Origin of the sequence: Serratia sp. BNK-4 (assembly GCF_048685115.1) — a bacterium.
Taxonomy (GTDB): domain Bacteria; phylum Pseudomonadota; class Gammaproteobacteria; order Enterobacterales; family Enterobacteriaceae; genus Serratia; species Serratia bockelmannii.
In genome coordinates, this window is record NZ_JBLQTM010000001.1 from 4,916,828 (window position 1) to 4,938,032 (window position 21,205).

Consider the following 21,205-nt stretch of genomic DNA (forward strand, 5'->3'; position numbering starts at 1 on the left):
CAGGCCAGTGCGGGGAGAGGAGCGGCAGAACACGAAGTCTAAGGATAACCGTATGAAATATGACACATTAGCCAGTGAGATTTTGGCCGGCGTCGGTGGCCGCGACAATGTGAAAAGCTTGGTGCACTGCGCCACCCGCCTGCGGTTCAAGCTGCGCGACGACAATCGTGCCAACGCGGCAGCGCTGAAGAAAAACCCGGGCGTCATCATGGTGGTGGAGAGCGGCGGCCAGTTCCAGGTGGTGGTGGGCAACCACGTGGCGGAGGTGTTCGACGCGGTCAATCGGGTCGGCGGATTGGCCGAGGGCGCGCCGAGCGACGACGCGGGCGGTAAAAAAGACAACCTGCTCAGCCGCTTTATCGATCTGGTGTCCGGCATTTTTACCCCGCTGCTCGGGGTGATGGCCGCTTCGGGGATCCTGAAAGGCTTCCTGGCGCTGAGCCTGGCCTGCGGCTGGCTGCTGGAGAGCGGTGGCACCTTCAAAATGCTGTTCGCCGCCAGCGACTCGCTGTTCTACTTCTTCCCGATCATGCTCGGCTACACCGCCGGGAAAAAATTCGGCGGCAACCCCTTCGTCACCATGGCGATCGGCGGCGCATTGACGCATCCGCTGATGATGGCGGCGTTCGAAGCGGCGCAGCAGCCGGGCGCGGTGCGCGAATATTTCTTCGGCATTCCGCTGACTTTTATCAACTACAGCTCGTCGGTGATCCCTATCATCTTTGCGGCCTGGGTGTCCTGCCGCCTGGAGCCGTTGTTTAACCGGGTGATCCACAGCGCGCTGCGCAATTTCATCACGCCGCTGCTGTGCCTGGCGATCACCGTTCCCTTGACCTTCCTGCTGATCGGCCCGGCGGCAACCTGGCTCAGCCACCTGCTGGCCAACGGCTATCAGAGCATTTACGCCTTTAACCCGATCATCGCCGGCGCCTTTATGGGGGCGATGTGGCAGGTGTGCGTGATCTTCGGCCTGCATTGGGGGCTGGTGCCGTTGATGATCAACAACCTGAGTGTGCTGGGGCGCGACACCATGGTGCCGCTGCTGTTGCCGGCGGTGATGGGGCAGGTCGGCGCCACGCTGGGCGTGATGCTGCGCACCCGCGACGCCAAGCTGCGGGCGCTGTCCGCTTCAGCCATCGGCGCCGGGATCTTCGGCATCACCGAACCGGCGGTGTACGGCGTCACGCTGCCGAACAAACGCCCATTCATCTTCGGCTGCATCGGCGGCGCGCTGGGCGGTGCGGTGATTGGCTACTTCCATACCTCGGTCTACTCGTTCGGCCTGGTGAGCGTATTCACCTTTGCGCAGATTATCCCCGGCGGCGGCATCGACGCCACGGTATGGGGCGCGATCGGCGGCACCCTGCTGTCGTTCGTGTTCGCCGCGCTGGCCAGCTATCTGTTCGGCGTCGCACCGGCGGAAGAGACGGTACAGCCTGAAGCCGCCGCGCCGCTTAACCGCAAACAGGTCATTCTCAGCCCGATCGCCGGCGATATCGTGCCGCTGGATCAGGTGAACGACGCGACCTTCGCCAGCGGCCTGCTGGGGAAAGGGGTGGCGATTGCGCCGCAGCAGGGGCGCGTAGTGGCGCCGGTCAGCGGCAGCGTGGCGTCGCTGTTCAAAACCAAACACGCCATCGGCATCGAATCGGACGACGGCGCGGAGATTCTTATCCACGTCGGCATCGATACCGTGAAGCTCGACGGGGCGCATTTCACCGCCCACGTGCGGGAAGGCGAGCGGGTCGCCCCGGGCGATCTGCTGATCGAGTTCGACCAGGCGGCGATCCATGCCGCCGGCTATGACACCACCACGCCGATCATCATCAGCAACAGCGATGACTACGTGGACGTGTTGACCAGCGGCCTGTCTCCGGTGCAGGAACAGGCGCCGCTGCTGACTTTACTACGCTAATTGAGGAGCAAGCGATGAACGGCAAGTTTCCGCAACATTTTCTGTGGGGCGGCGCGGTAGCGGCGAACCAGGTAGAAGGCGCTTATCAGGCCGACGGCAAGGGGCTGTCGACCTCCGATCTGCAGCCGCAGGGCATCTTCGGCGCCATCACGCCGCGCACGGCGGGCGACAGCGGCATCAAGGACGTGGCAATCGATTTCTATCATCGTTACCCGGAGGACATCGCGCTGTTCGCTGAAATGGGCTTCAAGTGCCTGCGCACCTCGATCGCCTGGACGCGCATTTTCCCGCAGGGCGACGAAGAGACGCCGAACGAAGCCGGGCTGGCGTTTTACGATCGGCTGTTCGACGAGATGGCGAAATACGGCATTCAGCCGCTGATCACGCTGTCGCACTATGAGATGCCTTACGGTCTGGTGAAGCGCTACGGCGGCTGGGGCGATCGGCGCACCATCGATTTCTTCGAGCGCTATGCGCGCACCGTATTCGAACGTTATAAGCACAAGGTCAAACGCTGGCTGACCTTCAACGAAATCAACATGTCGCTGCACGCGCCCTTCACCGGGGTTGGCCTGCCGCAGGAGAGCGACAAGAGCGCCGTCTATCAGGCGATCCACCATCAGTTGGTGGCCAGCGCCAAAGCGGTGAAGGCCTGTCACGAGATCGTGCCGGAGGGCCAAATCGGCAACATGCTGCTGGGCGGCATTCTGTACCCGCTGAGCTGCAAGCCGGAAGATCTACTGGAAACCCAGCGGCAAAACCGCGACTGGCTGTTTTTCGGCGACGTGCAGGCGCGCGGCTATTACCCGGCCTATATGCAGCGCTTTTTCCGTGAAAACGGCATTCAGGTGACGATCACCGAGGAAGATCGGCAAACGCTGCGCGAAACCATCGACTTCATCTCGTTCAGCTATTACATGAGCGGCTGCGTCACCGCCGACCCGGAGCAGTACGAGACGGCGCGCGGCAACATTCTCGATATGGTGCCGAACCCGCACTTGGCCAGCTCGGAGTGGGGGTGGCAAATCGACCCGATCGGGCTGCGCTACCTGCTCAACGTGCTGTACGACCGCTATCAGAAGCCGCTGTTCATCGTCGAGAACGGGCTGGGCGCCAAAGACCGCGTCGAGGCGGACGGCAGTATCAACGACGACTACCGCATCAACTACCTCAATGACCATCTGGTGCAGGTGGCGGAAGCCATCGACGACGGCGTCGAGGTGATGGGCTACACCAGCTGGGGGCCGATCGATCTGGTCAGCGCCTCGAAGGCCGAAATGTCGAAGCGCTACGGCTTCATTCACGTCGACAGAGACGATGCCGGCAACGGCAGCCTCGAGCGCCGCCGCAAGAAGAGTTTCTACTGGTACCGCGATGTGATCCACAGCAATGGCGCCAGTCTGAAAGACCGACGCTAACCCTTCAGCCCGGCGGCAAGCGCCGGGCGTTAACCTAACGTTATTCGCTGCTGTTCATGATGGGAAATTCTCTCCCAGGGAATGCTGTTGCCCGCAGTCAGCCGTTATGCGGAGAAATATAATAATGATGAAAAGCTTATTACCTCGTTCCATGACCCTGGCGGCGCTGGCGCTGTGGTGCAGCCAGGCGCAGGCGGAAACGCTGCAAACCGGCAAGGACGTTGAAGCCCCCACCGCTAAATGGGAAGGGGTGGCGCTCGGTTTTGAACCGCCGCAGCCTGGGCTGTTGGGGGATATGCTGGGGATCAGGCCGATCCTGGAGGATCATGGCTTCCACTATAACCTCGGCTACCTCAGCCAGCTGTCGTATAACGCCGGCGGCGGTTACAACCACGATAAACAGGCGTCGTATATCGACCAATTTTCGCTGACCTTCAGCCAGGATTTGCAGGCGCTGACCGGCATTCCGGACGCGGCGATCGAAGGCAATATCGTCAACCGCAACCATGACAACAACCTGACCCGCGATCGGCTGCAGGATCCGCGCGTCGGCCTGACCGATCTGTCGCAGGAGAGCTATGGCGGGCAGTCGATTACCCGGCTGGGTTGGTTGACCTTCAGCCGTTCTTTCCTCGACAGCCGGCTGCAGTGGCGCATCGGCATGATGAACAAGGTGCAGGATTTCGATCAGATCATCCCCTGCGATTTTCAGACGCTGACGCTGTGCGGCGGCAAGTCCGCCAACTCGTTGACCTGGTACAACTGGAACGTGCATTACTGGGGCACCACGCTGCAGTACAAGCTGACCGATGGCCTGACGCTCAAGGGCGGGGTGATGGAGCAGAACCCGAGCGCCCCCAGCCGCAGCCACGCCTGGAGTTGGTCCACCAAGGGCAGCAAAGGCTTCCTGTTGCCGATGGAGCTGGAGCTGAAAACCCACGCCGTCAACCAGCTGCCGGGGGTGTATAACCTGGGCGTGCTGTTCACCAACGCGCGCCAGAGCGATCTTTATGAAGGGGTGTCCGGCGGGCCGGGCGCCAGCGATCCGCAGGGCTATCGCAACCACGATCGCACCTGGTTCATGTATACCGGTTTCAACCAGCAGGTGACGCGCCATGCGGATAACGTCAACCGCGGCTTGAGCGTGTTTTACAGCCTGGGGCTGGGAGATCAGCGCAGTAACTACCTGCACTGGTCTACCTCGACCGGCATTCGCTATCGTGGGCTGTTCGATGCGCGGCCGGACGACTGGCTGGGGCTCGGCGTCTCGGTGGTGAAACTGAGCGACCGCTATAAAGACAATCAGCGGTATCTCAACCAGATGAGCGGCATCAGTGATTATCACGATCCGAACTACCGGCCAGTGCCGGGCCATTCGGTGACGGCGGAGCTGTATTACCGCGTTAACGTCACGCCGTGGCTACAGCTGCAGCCGGGCCTGCAGTACTGGCATCACCCGGCGGGCGTCAGCGAGACGCAGGACGCCTGGGTGACGGCGTTGAAAACGGTGGTGACCTTCTGATCAGGCCGCGTCGCTCTCGCGGTAGCGCCGGCGGGCGTGTTCGAACCAGCTGGCCGGCACGTTGTGCGGTGGCTGCTGCAACCTGAGCAGCCCCTGTTCAACGATATGGCTGGCTTGGCGCCACAGCGTCGGGTCGCCTTCGGTCAGCACCTCCAGCAGGCGCTGTTTCTCGATCAGGTAGGTCTGGGCGAAGTGGCTGTCGTAGTCCAGCAGCGAGCGGGTGTTGTCGATTAGATCCGCCAGCTTGATGGTTTTGGCCTGCGGCGACGCGCCGGCGCTGTGGCGCCGATCGCGGTTTTTACGCTCGAAGCGGTTGCCGTCCTCGGCGTGGCTGACGTTGGTCAACATCCGCACCAGTTCCGCCACTTTTGGCCCAAAGTGGCTGTCGATATCGCCGAGGGTGGTGGGTGTGTCTTCCACCGTATCATGCAGCCAGGCGGCCGCCAGCATCTCTTCGGTGTGCGGCACGCTGCGCACCAGCTCCATCACCGCCTGCGGGTGGACGATATACGGATCGTCGGTGTATTTGCGGCGCTGATCGATGGCCGCATGCGCCTTGGTGGCGTAGCGGCGCGCGCGTTCTACAAGCGTGTTCGTCATTTCCTTTCCCTCCGAGCATCCTCTGCATAAAAAAAGGTAGCATACCTCACAAGAAATAGCTTGCGATTACATCGTGCGCTATCTATATTCGTACACATGAAAAGCACCGATACCGAACAACCCAAGGCGAAGAACCTGCTACAGCTCGATCAGCAGCTCTGTTTCGCGCTGTACTCCGCCAATCTGGCGTTGCACAAAGTCTACCGCAAGCTGTTGAGTCAGCTCGAACTCACCTACCCGCAATACCTGGTGATGATGGTGCTGTGGGAACGCGATCGGGTGACGGTATCGGATATCGGCGAGCGGCTGTTCCTCGATTCCGCCACGCTGACGCCGCTGCTGAAGCGGCTGGAAACCGCCGGTTTGCTGGTGCGCTATCGCGCCACCACCGACGAGCGGCAGGTGATCATCGCCCTGACCGAAGCCGGCCGCGCGCTGCGCGAGCGGGCGCAATCGGTGCCCGAGGCGGTGATGTGCGCTACCGACTGCAGCCTGGACGAGATCGTCTCGCTCAAACAGCAGCTGGAAAAGCTGCGCGGCAGCCTGATCGATCAGATTTGACCCACCGCCGCCGGACGCAAGAACGGCACGGGTGGTCTACACTGGTTAATAAGTGTCAAAAATAAGTAGTGCGCGATTTAATCGCAAAAGATAAATATGTGACCGGCTTTACCTCGTGGAAGCCGTAGTCATCTCGCCAACCAGCAAGAAGGAATGAACGATGTCTATTGAGAAAGTGGTTTACCGCGCTCACGCCACCGCAACCGGCGGCCGCGACGGCCGTGCGACCTCCTCCGACGGCGTGTTGGACGTGAAATTGGGCGTGCCGAAAGAGATGGGCGGCGCCGGCGGCGAAGTTACCAATCCCGAGCAGCTGTTCGCTGCCGGTTACTCGGCCTGTTTCCTCGGCGCGTTGAAGTTTGTCGCGGCGAAGGAAAAGGTCAAAATCCCGGCCGAAGCCAAGATCGACGGCACCGTCGGCATCGGTGAGATCCCGAACGGCTTCGGCATCGAAGTGCAGCTGGATATCTCGCTGCCGGGCATCGAGCGCAGCGTGGCGGAAGATCTGGTGAAAAAGGCGCACGTGGTGTGCCCATACTCCAACGCTACCCGTGGAAATATCGATGTGACTCTGAACGTTAAGTAAGATTTTTGCCGAAATATGGAAAAAATGGAGGGTTTGTCCCTCCATTTTCTTGCGTGCCCTGCCTGAAAATCGTTCAAAAAAACGGTAAATTTTGTCCGTTTTGTGAGAATTCTCTTGATTATTACCCGCAAAATAACGCTTATTGCCGGTTGGCTGAACCAGAAGCCGCAATCAGTGTCTGACTGAGTCAGAACCGCTACACCGCCCCCGGAGCCACCGCGTTACATGAACAAAGTTAAATCGCTATCGCAGCAGAATTTATCGTTATTGTTAGCGATCTATATCGGCATCTTTCTCAACCTGTCCGTTTTCTATCGCCGTTTTGATTCGTTGGCGCATGGCATTCAGGGGATTAAGCTTATTTCGGCGGTGACGGAAGTCATCGCTATCGTCCTGTTCACATTCTTCATCATGCGGCTGGTATCGCTCGGCGGCCGGCTGTTTTATCGCATCGTCGCCTCGCTGCTGGTGTTGATTTCGGTGGCTGCCAGCTACTACATGACGTTTTTCAACGTGGTGATTGGCTACGGCATCGTGGTGTCGGTGATGACCACCGACATCGATCTGTCGAAAGAGGTGGTTGGCCTGCACTTTGTGCTGTGGATGGTGGCGCTCAGCGCCTTGCCGCTGCTGCTGATCTGGAAAAACAGCCTGCGTTACACCCTGATCGAACAGCTGAAAACCCCCGGCCATCGCATCAAACCGCTGATGGTGTTGCTGGCGGTGGTGGCGTTGGTCTGGCTGCCGCTGCGCATGCTGGACGATGAGCAAAGCGTGCAAGAGAAGCTCTCCAACGTCGATCTGCCGAGCTACGGCGGCGTGGTAGCGCACTCGTATCTGCCGTCCAACTGGCTGTCGGCGCTGGGGCTGTTTGCCTACACCCGCTATGACGAAAGCCAGGACCAGAGCACGATGTTCGATCCGGGCAAACACTTCACTTATGTACCACCGGCGGATATCGACGATACCTACGTGGTGTTCATCATCGGTGAGACCACGCGCTGGGATCACATGGGCATGCTGGGCTATGAGCGTGATACCACGCCGCGGCTGTCTAAAGAGAAGAATCTGGTGGCGTTCCGCGGCGAGTCGTGTGACACCGCTACCAAGCTGTCGCTGCGCTGCATGTTCGTGCGCGAAGGCGGCACCGAAGACAACCCGCAGCGCACGCTGAAAGAGCAGAACGTGTTCGCGGTGCTGAAGGATCTGGGCTTCTCTTCCGAGCTGTTCGCCATGCAGAGCGAGGTGTGGTTCTACAACAACACCGAGGTGAACAACTATTCGTTCCGCGAGATGATCGCGTCCGAGAAGCGCAACGACGGTAAGGCGGTCGACGATATGCTGCTGGTGGACGAAATGAAGGAGTCGCTGGCGCGTTATCCGAAGGGCAAACACCTGGTGATCCTGCATACCAAAGGCTCGCACTACCTGTACTCGCAGCGCTATCCGCGCAGCTATGCGCGCTATCAGCCGGAGTGCATGGGGGTGGATGATTCGTGCACCAAGGCCCAGTTGATCAACGCCTTCGACAATACGGTGCTGTATACCGACAGCTTTATCAGTAATGTGATCGACCAGGTGCGGGACAAGAAGGCCATCGTGTTCTATGCCGCCGATCACGGCGAATCGATCGGTGAGAATACGCACCTGCACGGCACGCCGCGCGAAATGGCGCCGCCGGAGCAGTTCCGCGTGCCGATGATCGTGTGGGCGTCGGACAAGTTCCTCGAAAACCCGCAGCACCTCAGCGCCTTTGAGCAGCTGCAGGCGCAGCAGCGCATCGGCAAAACGCATCGCCACGTCGAGCTGTTCGACACCATCCTCGGCTGCCTCGGCTACACGTCTCCCGATGGCGGCATCGTGGATAAAAACAACTGGTGCCATCTGCCGCAGGATAAAACGGCGCCTGCCCGTCTGTGATCCCTCCCGCCGGGTGCCTGCCTTGCGCACCCGGTAATTTCACCCAATACATTCTCTTCATCAATTATTCCGGTGTGTGCATACGGTATACTTGCGCACTTCCCCTTCTAACCGGAGATTTCCATGACCCTGCGCGTGGCGTTTATCGACGATCATGACATTGTGCGTTCGGGCTTTGTGCAGCTGCTGTCGCTGGAGGCCGATATTCAGGTGGTGGGCGAGTTCAGCAGCGCGGCGCAGGCGCGCGCCGGCCTGCCGGGGCTGGAGGCGGAAATCTGCATTTGCGACATTTCGATGCCGGACGGCAGCGGGCTGGATCTGCTGGCGGACATTCCTTCCGGCATCCGCGTGGTGATGCTGTCGATGCACGATAACCCGGCGCTGGTGGAAATGGCGCTGGAACGCGGCGCCAGCGGTTTCCTCTCCAAGCGTTGCAAACCGGAAGATCTGATCACCGCGGTGCGCACCGTCGCCGGCGGCGGCGTCTACCTGATGCCGGAAATCGCGCAGCAGTTGGCGCGGGTGAAGGTGGATCCATTGACCCGCCGCGAGCGCGAGATCGCGCTATTGCTGGCGCAGGGCCAGGAGGTGCGCGAGATCGCCGCCGCCTTGGGGCTGTCGCCGAAGACGGTGCATGTGCATCGCGCCAACCTGTTCGCCAAGCTGGGCATCACCAACAACGTTGAGCTGGCCAGACGGATGCTGAACCTGTGACGCAGCGTCTGATCACCCAGCTGGCGCTGTTTTTCATCTACGCCGCCAGCTCGTTTTGCCTGTGGGGCATCGGCACCGCGCTGATCGACCCGCCCTGGCAGGCGCTGCTGTTGTTCCCGTTCGGCTTGCGCATGGGCATTTTGCTGCAGAGCCCGTACCGTTTCTGGCCGGGGATCCTGCTGGCCGACCTGCTGCTGATGGCGCTGCTGGCGGACCAGTTCGGTTACGGCCCGGCGCTGTGGGCGTCGGTGGCGGTGCTGGTGCTGACGGTGCTGCTCAGCCTGCTGGCCTCGCCGTGGCTGTTGCGCCATCAGCAGAGCGACAGCGAATGGCGATGGCCGCTGTTGCAGGGCGCGGTGGTGGCCACCGCCGCCTTGCTGCAGGCGCTGGTGTGGCAGCTGGTGAGCGGCGAAGGCGCCCGTGCGCTGCTGCTCGGCCTGACCGGCGGTTTCACCATCGCGCCGACCTGCCTGCTGTTGTGGCACTATCTGGCACGCCAAATCTGGGTGCCGCTGGAGCCGGGACTGATCCACAAGCCGGTGGAGCTGCGTCTGGGCCACCTGGCCAGCTATCTGCTGCTGTTTGCATTCAGCATCTGGCTGCAGCAGCAGGTGAACGCCGCCGAGCTGCGGCGTTTCGCACCGTTCTGCCTGGCCATTCCTATCGTGTTCATGTCTTATCGCTATGGCTGGCAGGGCGCGTTGTTGGCGACGCTGCTCAACGGCGTGGCGCTGATGGTCAACGAGCCGCCGCAGCCGGAGTCGCACCGCGATCTGCTGCTGTCGCTGCTGGCTCAAAGCCTGACCGGGCTGCTGCTGGGCGCCGGCATTCAGCGCCAGCGCGAACTGAATCAACAGTTGCGGCTGCGGCTGGCGGAGAACCGCCAGCTGGCGCGGGCGCTGGTGACGGCGGAGGAGCAAACCCGGCGCGAGGTGGCGCGCGAGCTGCACGATGAAGTGGGGCAGACTATCACCGTGATCCGCACCCAAGCCAGCATCGTCAAACGCCTGGCGCCGGAACCGGCGGTGATCGGCTGCGCCGACACCATCGATGCGTTGGCGCTGCGGGTCTACGACGGGGTGCACGACGTGCTGACCCAGCTGTGGCCGGCGGCGCTGAACAACCTGCCGCTGTCGGCGGCGGTGGCGGCGATGCTGCGGGAATCGCTGCCGCAGGACGCGTCGCTGGTGAGCAGCCTGCAGTGGCAGGTACCGGACGAGCTGCTGGATGAAACGCTGAAAATCACGCTGTACCGGGTGTGTCAGGAAGGGGTGACCAATGTGTGCCGCCACGCCGGCGCCAGCCGCCTGGAGCTGGACGCACGCCTGCAGCCGCGCAAAGGCGCCGCGCCGCTGATCGCCCTGACCATCCGCGACAACGGCGTGGGCTTTGAGGCGGAAAACCATCAGCCGGGGTATGGCCTGCGCGGCATGCAGGAGCGCATCAGCGCCCTCGGCGGCAGCCTGCGGCTCACCTCGGAGCGGGGCGCCTGTTTGAGTGTGATCTTGCCCACAGTTTCACCGGAGCAAGCGCAAAACTAGGAAAAACTCCTAACTGCGTCGGGAATCCGGCGTAAGCCTCCCGCGCGCGCGGGGAGCATCATAGCGGCACTTTATTCAATCCTCTGAGGTTCCACATGTGGTCTTTCCTTAAAAGCCGCTCGGACGCGCCGCAGGTCACCGATCAACGGCAGATCGACGCCAGCTACAAATACTGGCGCATCCAGCTGATGTGCACCATGTACATCGGCTACGCTGCGTTTTACTTCACGCGCAAAAGCTTCAACTTCATCATGCCGGCGATGCTGAGCGATCTGGGTCTGACGATGTCCGACGTCGGTATCCTCGGCACGCTGTTCTACATCACCTACGGCTGCTCGAAATTCATTTCCGGCATGATCAGCGATCGCTCCAACCCGCGTTACTTTATGGGGTTGGGCCTGATCATGACCGGGGTGCTGAATATCTTCTTCGGCCTCAGCTCGTCGCTGCTGATGCTGGGCACGCTGTGGATCCTCAACGCCTTCTTCCAGGGTTGGGGCTGGCCGCCGTGCTCCAAAATCCTCACCAGCTGGTATTCGCGTTCCGAGCGCGGCAGTTGGTGGGCGATCTGGAACACCTCGCACAACGTCGGTGGGGCGCTGATCCCGCTGCTGGTGGGCTTTATCTCGCTGCACTTCAGCTGGCGTTACGGCATGATCATTCCCGGTATCATCGGCGTGGTGCTTGGCCTGCTGATGTGCTGGCGCTTGCGCGACAAGCCATCCACCCTGGGGCTGCCGAGCGTCGGCAAATGGCGTAACGACGCCATGGAGCTGGTGCAGGAATCGGAAGGCCAGGGGCTGAGCAACCGCGAGATCATCAAACGCTACGTGCTGACCAACAAGTACATCTGGCTGTTGGCGGTCTCTTACGTGCTGGTGTACATCGTGCGTACCGCGATCAACGACTGGGGCAACCTCTATCTGACGCAGGAAAAGGGCTATTCGCTGATGACCGCCAACTCAGCCATCTCGCTGTTTGAAGTGGGCGGTTTTATCGGTTCACTGGTGGCCGGTTGGGGTTCCGATAAGCTGTTCCGCGGCAACCGCGGCCCGATGAACCTGATTTTCGCCATCGGTATCTTCCTGTCGGTGGCGGCGCTGTGGCTGATGCCGGGCGTGACCTACCTGCTGCAGGCCTGCTGCTTCTTCGCCATCGGCTTCTTCATCTTTGGCCCGCAGATGCTGATCGGCATGGCGGCGGCGGAGTGCTCGCACAAGGATGCGGCGGGCGCGGCGACCGGTTTCGTCGGCCTGTTCGCCTACCTGGGCGCAGCGCTGTCCGGCTATCCGATTGCGCGAGTGATGGAAGTCTGGCACTGGAACGGCTTCTTCGTGGTGATTTCTATCGCCGCCTGCCTGTCGGCGCTGTTCCTGCTGCCGTTCCTGCGTGCGCAGACGCCGGCGCTGAAACCGGCCAAGGCCTGAGTAAAATTTGCTGCGCAGCCCCCGGCGCAGCGCATTATGGCGCTTTTATCACCACTTGAAATGCAGGGGCAAAAAAGTGATTGACGCCTATAACCGCCAGCAGTAAGATGCGCCCCGCATCGGCGAGTAGCGCAGCTTGGTAGCGCAACTGGTTTGGGACCAGTGGGTCGGAGGTTCGAATCCTCTCTCGCCGACCACCATTCGAAAAACCTGCTTTTTAAAGCAGGTTTTTTTTCGCCTGTCGTTTATGAGGATGAGTACCTCCGCAGGAGGTTCGAGCCTCGCGAAGCGAGACAACGTTGCTTTAGCAACGGCCCGCAGGGCGCGCATCAAAGATGCGCGTAATCCTCTCTCGCCGACCACCATTCGAAAAACCTGCTTTTTAAAGCAGGTTTTTTTTCGCCCGTAGTTTATGAGGATGAGTACCTCCGCAGGAGGTTCGAGCCTCGCGAAGCGAGACAACGTTGCTTTAGCAACGGCCCGCAGGGCGCGCATCAAAGATGCGCGTAATCCTCTCTCGCCGACCACCATTCGAAAAACCTGCTTTTTAAAGCAGGTTTTTTTTCGCCTGTCGTTTATGAGGATGAGTACCTCCTCGCTACGACCGGCTTCGCTTTATGGCGTGCCTCAATCTGCCGTCCTCGTGAAATATATTTATCCTTTACGCTTAATTAATTCACATTCCTTATTCCCATTAGGTTCTTATTTTCATGTTTAAATAAATTCATGCTTGCCAAATAAAACCCGATTGATAGCGCTCTTGTTTTCACGTTTTTTTTACCTATAGTCTAAATGGACAACGCGGGAACTCTTATTCCCGTCGCGTGGGAAATACCGTGATTATTTATTAACGTTAATCTTCGTGGATTATTGCGGAGTTTTTTCGCTTCGGCAATGCGTAGCGACGATTAACTCTTTTATGTTTATCCTCTCGGAATAAAGGAATCAGTTATGCGCAAATTTAATAAACCGCTGTTGGCGCTGTTGATCGGCAGTACGCTGTGTTCCGCGGCGCAGGCCGCCGCACCGGGCAAGCCGACCATCGCCTGGGGCAACACCAAGTTCGCCATTGTCGAAGTCGATCAGGCGGCCACCGCTTATAATAATCTGGTGAAGGTAAAAAATGCCGCCGACGTTTCTGTCTCCTGGAATTTATGGAATGGCGACACCGGCACGACGGCAAAAATTTTATTAAATGGCAAAGAGGCGTGGAGCGGCCCTTCAACCGGTTCTTCCGGTACGGCGAATTTTAAAGTGAATAAAGGCGGCCGTTATCAAATGCAGGTGGCATTGTGCAATGCCGACGGCTGCACCGCCAGCGACGCCACCGAAATTGTGGTGGCCGACACCGACGGCAGCCATTTGGCGCCGTTGAAAGAGCCGCTGCTGGAAAAGAATAAACCGTATAAACAGAACTCCGGCAAAGTGGTCGGTTCTTATTTCGTCGAGTGGGGCGTTTACGGGCGCAATTTCACCGTCGACAAGATCCCGGCGCAAAACCTGACCCACCTGCTGTACGGCTTTATCCCGATCTGCGGCGGCAATGGCATCAACGACAGCCTGAAAGAGATCGAAGGCAGTTTCCAGGCCTTGCAGCGCTCCTGTCAGGGCCGCGAGGACTTCAAAGTCTCGATCCACGATCCGTTCGCCGCGCTGCAAAAAGCGCAGAAGGGCGTGACCGCCTGGGATGACCCTTACAAGGGCAACTTCGGCCAGCTGATGGCGCTGAAGCAGGCGCATCCTGACCTGAAAATTCTGCCGTCGATCGGCGGCTGGACGCTGTCCGACCCGTTCTTCTTCATGGGCGACAAGGTGAAGCGCGATCGCTTCGTCGGTTCGGTAAAAGAGTTCCTGCAAACCTGGAAGTTCTTCGACGGCGTGGATATCGACTGGGAGTTCCCGGGCGGCAAAGGCGCCAACCCTAACCTGGGCAGCCCGCAAGACGGGGAAACCTATGTGCTGCTGATGAAGGAGCTGCGGGCGATGCTGGATCAGCTGTCGGCGGAAACCGGCCGCAAGTATGAGCTGACCTCCGCCATCAGCGCTGGCAAGGACAAGATCGACAAGGTGGCTTACAACGTTGCGCAGAACTCGATGGATCACATCTTCCTGATGAGCTACGACTTCTATGGCGCCTTCGATCTGAAGAACCTGGGGCATCAGACCGCGCTGAATGCGCCGGCCTGGAAACCGGATACCGCCTACACCACGGTGAACGGCGTGAATGCGCTGCTGACGCAGGGCGTCAAGCCGGGCAAGATCGTCGTCGGCACCGCCATGTATGGCCGCGGCTGGACCGGGGTGAACGGCTACCAGAACAACATTCCGTTCACCGGTACCGCCACCGGGCCGGTTAAAGGCACCTGGGAGAATGGCATCGTGGACTACCGCCAAATCGCCAGCCAGTTCATGAGCGGCGAGTGGCAGTATACCTACGACGCCACGGCGGAAGCGCCTTACGTGTTCAAACCTTCCACCGGCGATCTGATCACCTTCGACGATGCCCGCTCGGTGCAGGCCAAAGGCAAGTACGTGTTGGATAAGCAGTTAGGTGGCCTGTTCTCCTGGGAGATCGACGCGGACAATGGCGATATTCTTAACAGCATGAACGCCAGCCTGGGCAATAGCGCCGGCGTTCAATAATCGGTTGCAGTGCGTTGCCGGGGGATATCCTTTCGCCCCCGGCTTTTTCGCAGCCGAAAGTTTTTTTACGCCGCACAGATTGTGGGCCTGCCCGGTGCAAAACGCGCTCATCGGACTCACCCTTTTGGGTAATCCTTCAGCATTTCCTCCTGTCTTTAACGGCGATCACAAAAATAACCGTTCAGATATTCATCATTCAGCAACAAAGTTTTGGCGTTTTTTAACGGAGTTAAAAACCAGTAACTTTGTTAGGGTCAGACCAATGCGCTAAAAATGGCCGCTTAGCATAAATTTTCATGCTGTAACTGTTAACAAAAGGTTTTTTTTATGTTTGTTTGCTGTTTCTCACAGTCTGCGTAAATCCCCACTGGTTATATTGACGACACCCCAAACAGTTGGCAACTTGATAGCCTCAGGGGTAAGAGCGAGAGTTGTTTGAGTGAATTCCACGCGCTCAGACGTCCCCGCCGCGATGCGTTCCATCCGGCATTCTCTCCTCGTACGCCTTCTGCCTTCGGGCGCCGATCGCACAGGCCACGCAATAAAAAATACAGGTCTGGCGGCAATTACACACATCACATCACACAATGGAGCACTAACGATGACACGTTCCTTGGGTAAATCGGGGATTCTGAAATTCGGTATTGGGCTGATCGCGCTGACCGTGGCGGCCAGCGTACAGGCCAAGACGTTGGTTTACTGTTCTGAAGGTTCCCCGGAAGGGTTCAACCCGCAGCTGTTTACCTCCGGCACCACCTACGACGCCAGCTCGGTACCGATCTACAACCGCTTGGTCGAATTCAAAATCGGCACCACCGAACTGCAGCCGGGCCTGGCTGAGAAGTGGGACGTCAGCGAAGACGGCAAAACCTACACCTTCCACCTGCGCAAAGGCGTGAAGTGGCAGAGCAACAAAGACTTCAAACCGACGCGCGATTTCAACGCCGACGACGTGGTGTTCTCCTTTGAGCGCCAGTTGGATGCGAACAACGCCTACCACAAAGTGTCCGGCGGCAGCTACGAATACTTTGAAGGCATGGACATGCCTAAGCTGATCGCCAAGATTGAAAAAGTGGACGACAACACCGTGCGCTTCGTGCTGAACCGCCCGGAGGCGCCGTTCCTGGCTGACCTGGGCATGGACTTCGCGTCCATCCTGTCCGCCGAATACGCCGACGTGATGATGAAAGCCGGCACGCCGGAGAAAGTCGACCTGAATCCGATCGGCACCGGTCCGTTCCAGCTGCTGCAATACCAGAAAGACTCCAAGATCCTGTACAAGGCATTCGACGGTTTCTGGGGCACCAAGCCGAAGATCGATCGCCTGGTGTTCTCCATCACGCCTGACGCCTCCGTGCGCTACGCCAAACTGCAGAAAAACGAATGTCAGGTGATGCCGTACCCGAACCCGGCCGATATCGCCCGCATGAAGCAAGACAAGTCCATCAACCTGATGGAACAGCCGGGCCTGAACGTGGGTTACCTGTCGTTCAACGTCGAGAAAAAGCCGCTGGATAACCTGAAGGTGCGCCAGGCGTTGACCATGGCGGTCAACAAGCAGGCGATCATCGACGCGGTTTATCAGGGCGCGGGCCAGGCGGCCAAGAACCTGATCCCGCCAACCATGTGGGGCTATAACGACGCGGTGCAGGATTACGCTTACGATCCGGCCAAGGCGAAAGAGTTGCTGAAAGAAGCGGGCATGGCCGACGGTTTCAGCATCGACCTGTGGGCGATGCCGGTACAGCGTCCTTACAACCCGAACGCACGCCGCATGGCGGAAATGATCCAGGCCGACTGGGCCAAGATCGGCGTGAAAGCCAAAATCGTGACCTATGAGTGGGGTGAATACCTCAAGCGCGCCAAAGCGGGCGAGCACCAGACGGTGATGATGGGCTGGACCGGCGACAACGGGGATCCGGATAACTTCTTCGCCACGCTGTTCAGCTGCGCGGCGGCGAAAGACGGCTCCAACTACTCCCGCTGGTGCTACAAGCCGTTTGAAGATCTGATTCAACCGGCGCGCGCCGAATCCAACCACGACAAGCGCATCGAACTGTACAAACAGGCGCAGGTGGTGATGCACGATCAGGCTCCGGCGCTGATTGTCGCACACTCCACCGTGTACGAGCCTGTGCGTAAGGAAGTGAAAGGCTACGTCGTGGATCCGCTCGGTAAGCATCACTTCGAGAATGTCTCTGTAGACTGATTTCGACCGCTTTACCGGAGACGCACGAATGGACTTGCAGGGGCGCAACAGGTTTGCGCCCCTGCTGACCAGTCTCCGGCGTATGGCCGTCGAATCGTTCAAAGGCATGTGAGCGTTAATAAGCCTGGCGGACGATGAGCTGCCGGGCATTGATACAGAGAGTTCGGGATATGTTGCAGTTCATACTCCGACGTTTGGGGTTAGTTATCCCAACGTTTATCGGCATTACATTGCTGACTTTTGCATTCGTCCATATGATCCCCGGCGACCCGGTGACCATCATGGCCGGGGAACGCGGTATCTCCGCCGAGCGCCACGCGCAGCTGATGGCGGAAATGGGGCTGGACAAGCCGCTTTATCAACAATATTTCTCCTACGTGTCCAACGTGCTGCACGGCGATCTGGGCACCTCACTCAAAAGCCGCATCTCCGTCTGGAGCGAGTTCGTTCCGCGCTTTCAGGCCACGCTGGAGCTGGGCTTCTGCGCGATGCTTTTCGCGGTGCTGGTAGGCATCCCGGTCGGGGTGCTGGCGGCGGTCAAACGTGGCTCGGTCTTCGATCATACTGCGGTGGGCATCTCGCTGACCGGCTATTCGATGCCGATTTTCTGGTGGGGCATGATGCTGATCATGCTGGTGTCGGTGCAGCTTAACCTGACGCCGGTGTCGGGGCGCATCAGCGACACGGTATTCCTTGACGACAGCCAGCCGCTGACCGGCTTTATGCTGATAGACACCCTGATCTGGGGCGAGCCGGGCGACTTTATCGACGCGGTGATGCACATGATCCTGCCGGCCATCGTGCTGGGCACCATCCCGCTGGCGGTGATCGTGCGCATGACCCGTTCCTCGATGCTGGAGGTGTTGGGTGAAGACTACATTCGCACCGCCCGCGCCAAGGGCGTGAGCCGTATGCGGGTGATCGTCGTCCACGCGCTGCGCAACGCGCTGCTGCCGGTGGTGACGGTGATCGGGCTGCAGGTCGGCACCATGCTGGCCGGCGCCATTCTGACCGAAACCATCTTCTCCTGGCCGGGGCTGGGCCGCTGGCTGATCGACGCGCTGCAGCGCCGCGATTACCCGGTGGTGCAGGGCGGGGTGTTGCTGGTCGCCTGTATGATCATTCTGGTTAACCTGCTGGTAGACGTGCTCTACGGCGTGGTCAACCCGCGTATTCGCCACAAGAAATAAGGGGCGCTCTCATGTCTCAAATCACTGAGTCTGCAGTTAAAGGTGCGCCGAAGCCAATGACCCCGTTTCAGGAGTTCTGGCACTATTTCAAGCGCAATAAAGGGGCCGTGGTCGGCCTGGTGTATATCGTTCTGATGCTGGTGATCGCGCTCGGCGCCGGCGTGCTGGCGCCGCATGCGCCGGCGGACCAGTTCCGCGATGCTCTGCTCAAGCCGCCGGTGTGGCAAGAGGGCGGCAGCTGGCAATATATCCTCGGCACCGACGACGTGGGCCGCGACGTCCTGTCGCGCCTGATGTACGGTGCACGGCTGTCGCTGTTGGTCGGCTGCCTGGTGGTAGTGCTGTCGCTGATCATGGGCGTGATATTCGGCCTGCTGGCCGGTTACTTCGGCGGCGTTGTGGACGCGATTATCATGCGCGTCGTCGACATCATGCTGGCTCTGCCGAGCCTGCTGCTGGCACTGGTACTGGTGGCGGTATTCGGGCCGTCGATCGTTAACGCTTCGCTGGCGCTGACCTTCGTCGCCCTGCCGCACTATGTGCGTTTGACGCGCGCGGCGGTGCTGGTGGAGGTCAACCGCGACTACGTCACCGCATCGCGGGTGGCGGGCGCCGGCGCACTGCGCCAGATGTTCGTCAATATTCTGCCTAACTGCCTGGCGCCTTTGATCGTGCAGGCTTCTCTCGGTTTCTCGAACGCCATTCTGGACATGGCCGCGCTCGGCTTTCTGGGCATGGGCGCGCAGCCGCCGACGCCGGAGTGGGGCACCATGCTCTCCGACGTGCTGCAGTTCGCGCAAAGTGCCTGGTGGGTGGTGACCTTCCCCGGCGTGGCGATCCTGCTGACGGTGCTGGCATTCAACCTGATGGGGGACGGTTTGCGTGACGCTCTCGACCCCAAACTCAAGCAGTAACAGAGGACGAGAGAGATGGCGTTATTGAATGTAGACAAGCTTTCGGTGCACTTCGGTGACGAAGGCACCCCGTTCCGCGCGGTAGACCGCATCAGTTACAGCGTGGAGCAAGGTCAGGTGGTCGGCATCGTCGGTGAATCCGGCTCCGGCAAATCCGTCAGTTCGCTGGCGATCATGGGCCTGATCGATTTCCCCGGCAAGGTGATGGCCGACAAGCTGGAGTTCAACGGCCAGGATCTGCGCAAGATCTCCGAAAAGGAGCGCCGCCAGCTGGTGGGCTCCGAAGTGGCGATGATCTTCCAGGATCCGATGACCAGCCTGAACCCGTGCTATACCGTCGGTTACCAGATCATGGAGGCGCTGAAGGTGCATCAGGGCGGCAATCGCCGCACTCGCCGCCAGCGTGCAATCGACCTGCTGACCCAGGTGGGCATTCCCGATCCGGCCTCGCGGCTGGACGTATACCCGCACCAGCTTTCCGGCGGCATGAGCCAGCGCGTGATGATCGCCATGGCCATCGCCTGTCGGCCGAAGCTGCTGATCGCCGATGAGCCGACGACCGCGCTCGACGTGACCATCCAGGCGCAGATCATCGAACTGCTGCTGGACCTGCAACAGCGCGAAAACATGGCGCTGCTGCTGATCACTCACGATCTGGCGCTGGTGGCGGAAGCCGCGCATCACATCATCGTGATGTACGCCGGCCAGGTGGTGGAATCCGGCAAGGCGGCGGAGATTTTCCGCGCGCCGCGCCACCCGTACACCCAGGCGCTGCTGCGCGCGCTGCCGGAGTTCGCTGCCGACAAGGCGCGGCTGGCTTCGCTGCCGGGCGTGGTGCCGGGCAAATACGATCGCCCGACCGGCTGCCTGCTCAATCCGCGTTGTCCGTACGCCAATGAGCGCTGCCGTAACGAGGAGCCGGAACTGCGCAGCATTCCCGGCCGTCAGGTTAAATGTCACACACCGCTGGATGATGCGGGGAGGCCGACCGTATGAGCCAGAATCAACCTTTACTGCAGGCGATTGACCTGAAGAAGCATTACCCGGTGAAAAAGGGCCTGTTCGCGCCGGAGCGGCTGGTCAAGGCGCTCGACGGTGTGTCCTTCACCCTGGAGCGCGGCAAAACGCTGGCGGTGGTCGGCGAATCGGGCTGCGGCAAATCGACGCTCGGCCGCCTGCTGACGATGATCGAAGTGCCGACCGGCGGCGAGCTGTACTACCAGGGGCAGGATCTGCTGAAGCCGGACGTCTCGGCCGAGAAACTGCGACGCCAGAAGATCCAAATCGTGTTCCAGAATCCTTACGGATCGCTCAACCCGCGCAAGAAGGTCGGGCAGATCCTCGAGGAGCCGCTGTTGATCAACACGTCGCTCAGCGCCGCCGAACGGCGGGAAAAAGCGCTGGAGATGATGGCGAAGGTCGGCCTGAAGACCGAACATTATGACCGCTACCCGCACATGTTCTCCGGCGGCCAGCGCCAGCGTATCGCCATTGCCCGCGGGCTGATGCTGAATCCGGACGTGGTGATCGCCGATGAACCGGTGTCGGCATTGGACGTGTCGGTGCGCGCGCAGGTGCTGAACCTGATGATGGATCTGCAGCAGGAGCTGGGGCTGTCCTATGTGTTTATCTCGCACGATCTGTCGGTGGTGGAACACATCGCCGACGAGGTGATGGTGATGTACCTCGGTCGCTGCGTGGAAAAGGGCAGCAAAGAGGCGATCTTCAACAACCCGCGTCATCCGTACACTCAGGCGCTGCTGTCGGCGACGCCGCGGTTAAACCCGGATATGCGCCGCGAGCGCATCAAATTGACCGGCGAGCTGCCCAGCCCGATGAATCCGCCGCCGGGCTGTGCGTTCAATGCCCGCTGCCGCCGCGCTTTTGGCACCTGCGTACAGCTGCAGCCGCAGCTCAAACAGTACGGTGAGCAGATGGTGGCCTGCTTTGCGGTCGATCAGGACGAACATCCGGGGGCGTAAGGCGTCGAACGTCATCGCTTAAATTCACGCCGGCATCACGCCGGCGTTTTTTATTACTCAATC

16 protein-coding genes, 1 tRNA gene and 2 other RNA genes are annotated in these 21,205 nt (G+C 60.0%); 18 read left to right on the forward strand and 1 reads right to left on the reverse strand.

The window, feature by feature from the left end; translation table 11 throughout:
* Positions 1-52: 52 nt before the first annotated feature.
* From bglF to ACMGGW_RS23355, 3 genes are all read left to right on the forward strand, one after another.
* On the forward strand, positions 53-1,915 hold the full coding sequence (gene bglF / locus ACMGGW_RS23345) for a PTS beta-glucoside transporter subunit IIABC (RefSeq protein ID WP_043142315.1): 1,863 nt from the start codon (positions 53-55) through the stop codon (positions 1,913-1,915).
* Between the two features lie 14 nt (positions 1,916-1,929).
* The gene (locus ACMGGW_RS23350) at positions 1,930-3,333 is read left to right on the forward strand and encodes a glycoside hydrolase family 1 protein (protein ID WP_049295046.1); all 1,404 of its coding nucleotides are present in this window, start codon (positions 1,930-1,932) and stop codon (positions 3,331-3,333) included.
* Positions 3,334-3,484: 151 nt separating this feature from the next.
* Entirely contained in the window at positions 3,485-4,855 is a 1,371-nt protein-coding gene (locus ACMGGW_RS23355; protein ID WP_414711587.1) for a carbohydrate porin, read from the forward strand.
* Here ACMGGW_RS23355 and ACMGGW_RS23360 read toward each other — a convergent pair whose 3' ends face one another.
* Positions 4,856-5,455 carry an HD domain-containing protein gene (locus ACMGGW_RS23360; protein WP_025304829.1) on the reverse strand — a complete coding sequence of 200 codons (600 nt, stop codon included), beginning with the start codon at positions 5,453-5,455 and terminating at the stop codon, positions 4,856-4,858.
* Positions 5,456-5,551: 96 nt separating this feature from the next.
* On the opposite strand from ACMGGW_RS23360, the gene ACMGGW_RS23365 reads away from it, so the two are divergent.
* The 15 genes from ACMGGW_RS23365 to dppF all read left to right on the forward strand — a co-directional run bounded on the left by ACMGGW_RS23365 (position 5,552) and on the right by dppF (position 21,142).
* Positions 5,552-6,016, forward strand: coding sequence for a MarR family winged helix-turn-helix transcriptional regulator (locus tag ACMGGW_RS23365; RefSeq protein ID WP_025304830.1), 465 nt, complete (start codon positions 5,552-5,554; stop codon positions 6,014-6,016).
* Between the two features lie 160 nt (positions 6,017-6,176).
* The gene (locus tag ACMGGW_RS23370) at positions 6,177-6,602 is read left to right on the forward strand and encodes an organic hydroperoxide resistance protein (protein WP_004934114.1); all 426 of its coding nucleotides are present in this window, start codon (positions 6,177-6,179) and stop codon (positions 6,600-6,602) included.
* A gap of 225 nt (positions 6,603-6,827) precedes the next feature.
* Positions 6,828-8,522, forward strand: a complete 1,695-nt coding sequence (eptB, locus tag ACMGGW_RS23375; RefSeq protein WP_060434831.1) for a kdo(2)-lipid A phosphoethanolamine 7''-transferase — start codon at positions 6,828-6,830, stop codon at positions 8,520-8,522.
* A gap of 123 nt (positions 8,523-8,645) precedes the next feature.
* The gene (gene uhpA, locus ACMGGW_RS23380; RefSeq protein ID WP_033645065.1) at positions 8,646-9,236 is read left to right on the forward strand and encodes a transcriptional regulator UhpA; all 591 of its coding nucleotides are present in this window, start codon (positions 8,646-8,648) and stop codon (positions 9,234-9,236) included.
* Positions 9,233-10,777: a signal transduction histidine-protein kinase/phosphatase UhpB gene (uhpB, locus tag ACMGGW_RS23385; RefSeq protein WP_147823436.1), complete on the forward strand. Its 1,545-nt coding sequence runs from the start codon at positions 9,233-9,235 to the stop codon at positions 10,775-10,777. Before uhpA ends, uhpB begins: the two co-directional genes overlap by 4 nt.
* Positions 10,778-10,872: 95 nt before the next feature.
* A complete protein-coding gene (locus ACMGGW_RS23390) occupies positions 10,873-12,204 on the forward strand; it encodes an MFS transporter (protein WP_049209000.1) in 1,332 nt (443 codons plus the stop codon).
* A gap of 120 nt (positions 12,205-12,324) precedes the next feature.
* Positions 12,325-12,401: transfer RNA gene (locus ACMGGW_RS23395), tRNA-Pro, on the forward strand.
* A gap of 36 nt (positions 12,402-12,437) precedes the next feature.
* A non-coding RNA gene (locus ACMGGW_RS23400) (RtT sRNA) lies at positions 12,438-12,566 on the forward strand.
* 36 nt (positions 12,567-12,602) lie between these two features.
* Positions 12,603-12,731: non-coding RNA, RtT sRNA (locus ACMGGW_RS23405), on the forward strand.
* Positions 12,732-13,155: 424 nt separating this feature from the next.
* Positions 13,156-14,847: a glycosyl hydrolase family 18 protein gene (locus ACMGGW_RS23410; protein ID WP_043142281.1), complete on the forward strand. Its 1,692-nt coding sequence runs from the start codon at positions 13,156-13,158 to the stop codon at positions 14,845-14,847.
* A gap of 601 nt (positions 14,848-15,448) precedes the next feature.
* On the forward strand, positions 15,449-17,056 hold the full coding sequence (dppA, locus tag ACMGGW_RS23415; RefSeq protein ID WP_025304836.1) for a dipeptide ABC transporter periplasmic-binding protein DppA: 1,608 nt from the start codon (positions 15,449-15,451) through the stop codon (positions 17,054-17,056).
* 170 nt (positions 17,057-17,226) lie between these two features.
* Positions 17,227-18,246 (forward strand): dipeptide ABC transporter permease DppB, encoded by a 1,020-nt coding sequence (gene dppB, locus ACMGGW_RS23420; RefSeq protein ID WP_038630050.1) that lies wholly within the window; start codon positions 17,227-17,229, stop codon positions 18,244-18,246.
* 11 nt (positions 18,247-18,257) lie between these two features.
* On the forward strand, positions 18,258-19,160 hold the full coding sequence (gene dppC, locus ACMGGW_RS23425) for a dipeptide ABC transporter permease DppC (protein WP_025304838.1): 903 nt from the start codon (positions 18,258-18,260) through the stop codon (positions 19,158-19,160).
* 15 nt (positions 19,161-19,175) lie between these two features.
* Positions 19,176-20,156 carry a dipeptide ABC transporter ATP-binding protein gene (gene dppD, locus ACMGGW_RS23430; RefSeq protein ID WP_004934132.1) on the forward strand — a complete coding sequence of 327 codons (981 nt, stop codon included), beginning with the start codon at positions 19,176-19,178 and terminating at the stop codon, positions 20,154-20,156.
* A complete protein-coding gene (gene dppF / locus ACMGGW_RS23435) occupies positions 20,153-21,142 on the forward strand; it encodes a dipeptide ABC transporter ATP-binding subunit DppF (RefSeq protein WP_015376237.1) in 990 nt (329 codons plus the stop codon). The genes dppD and dppF overlap by 4 nt, the downstream gene beginning before the upstream one ends.
* Positions 21,143-21,205 lie beyond the last annotated feature (63 nt).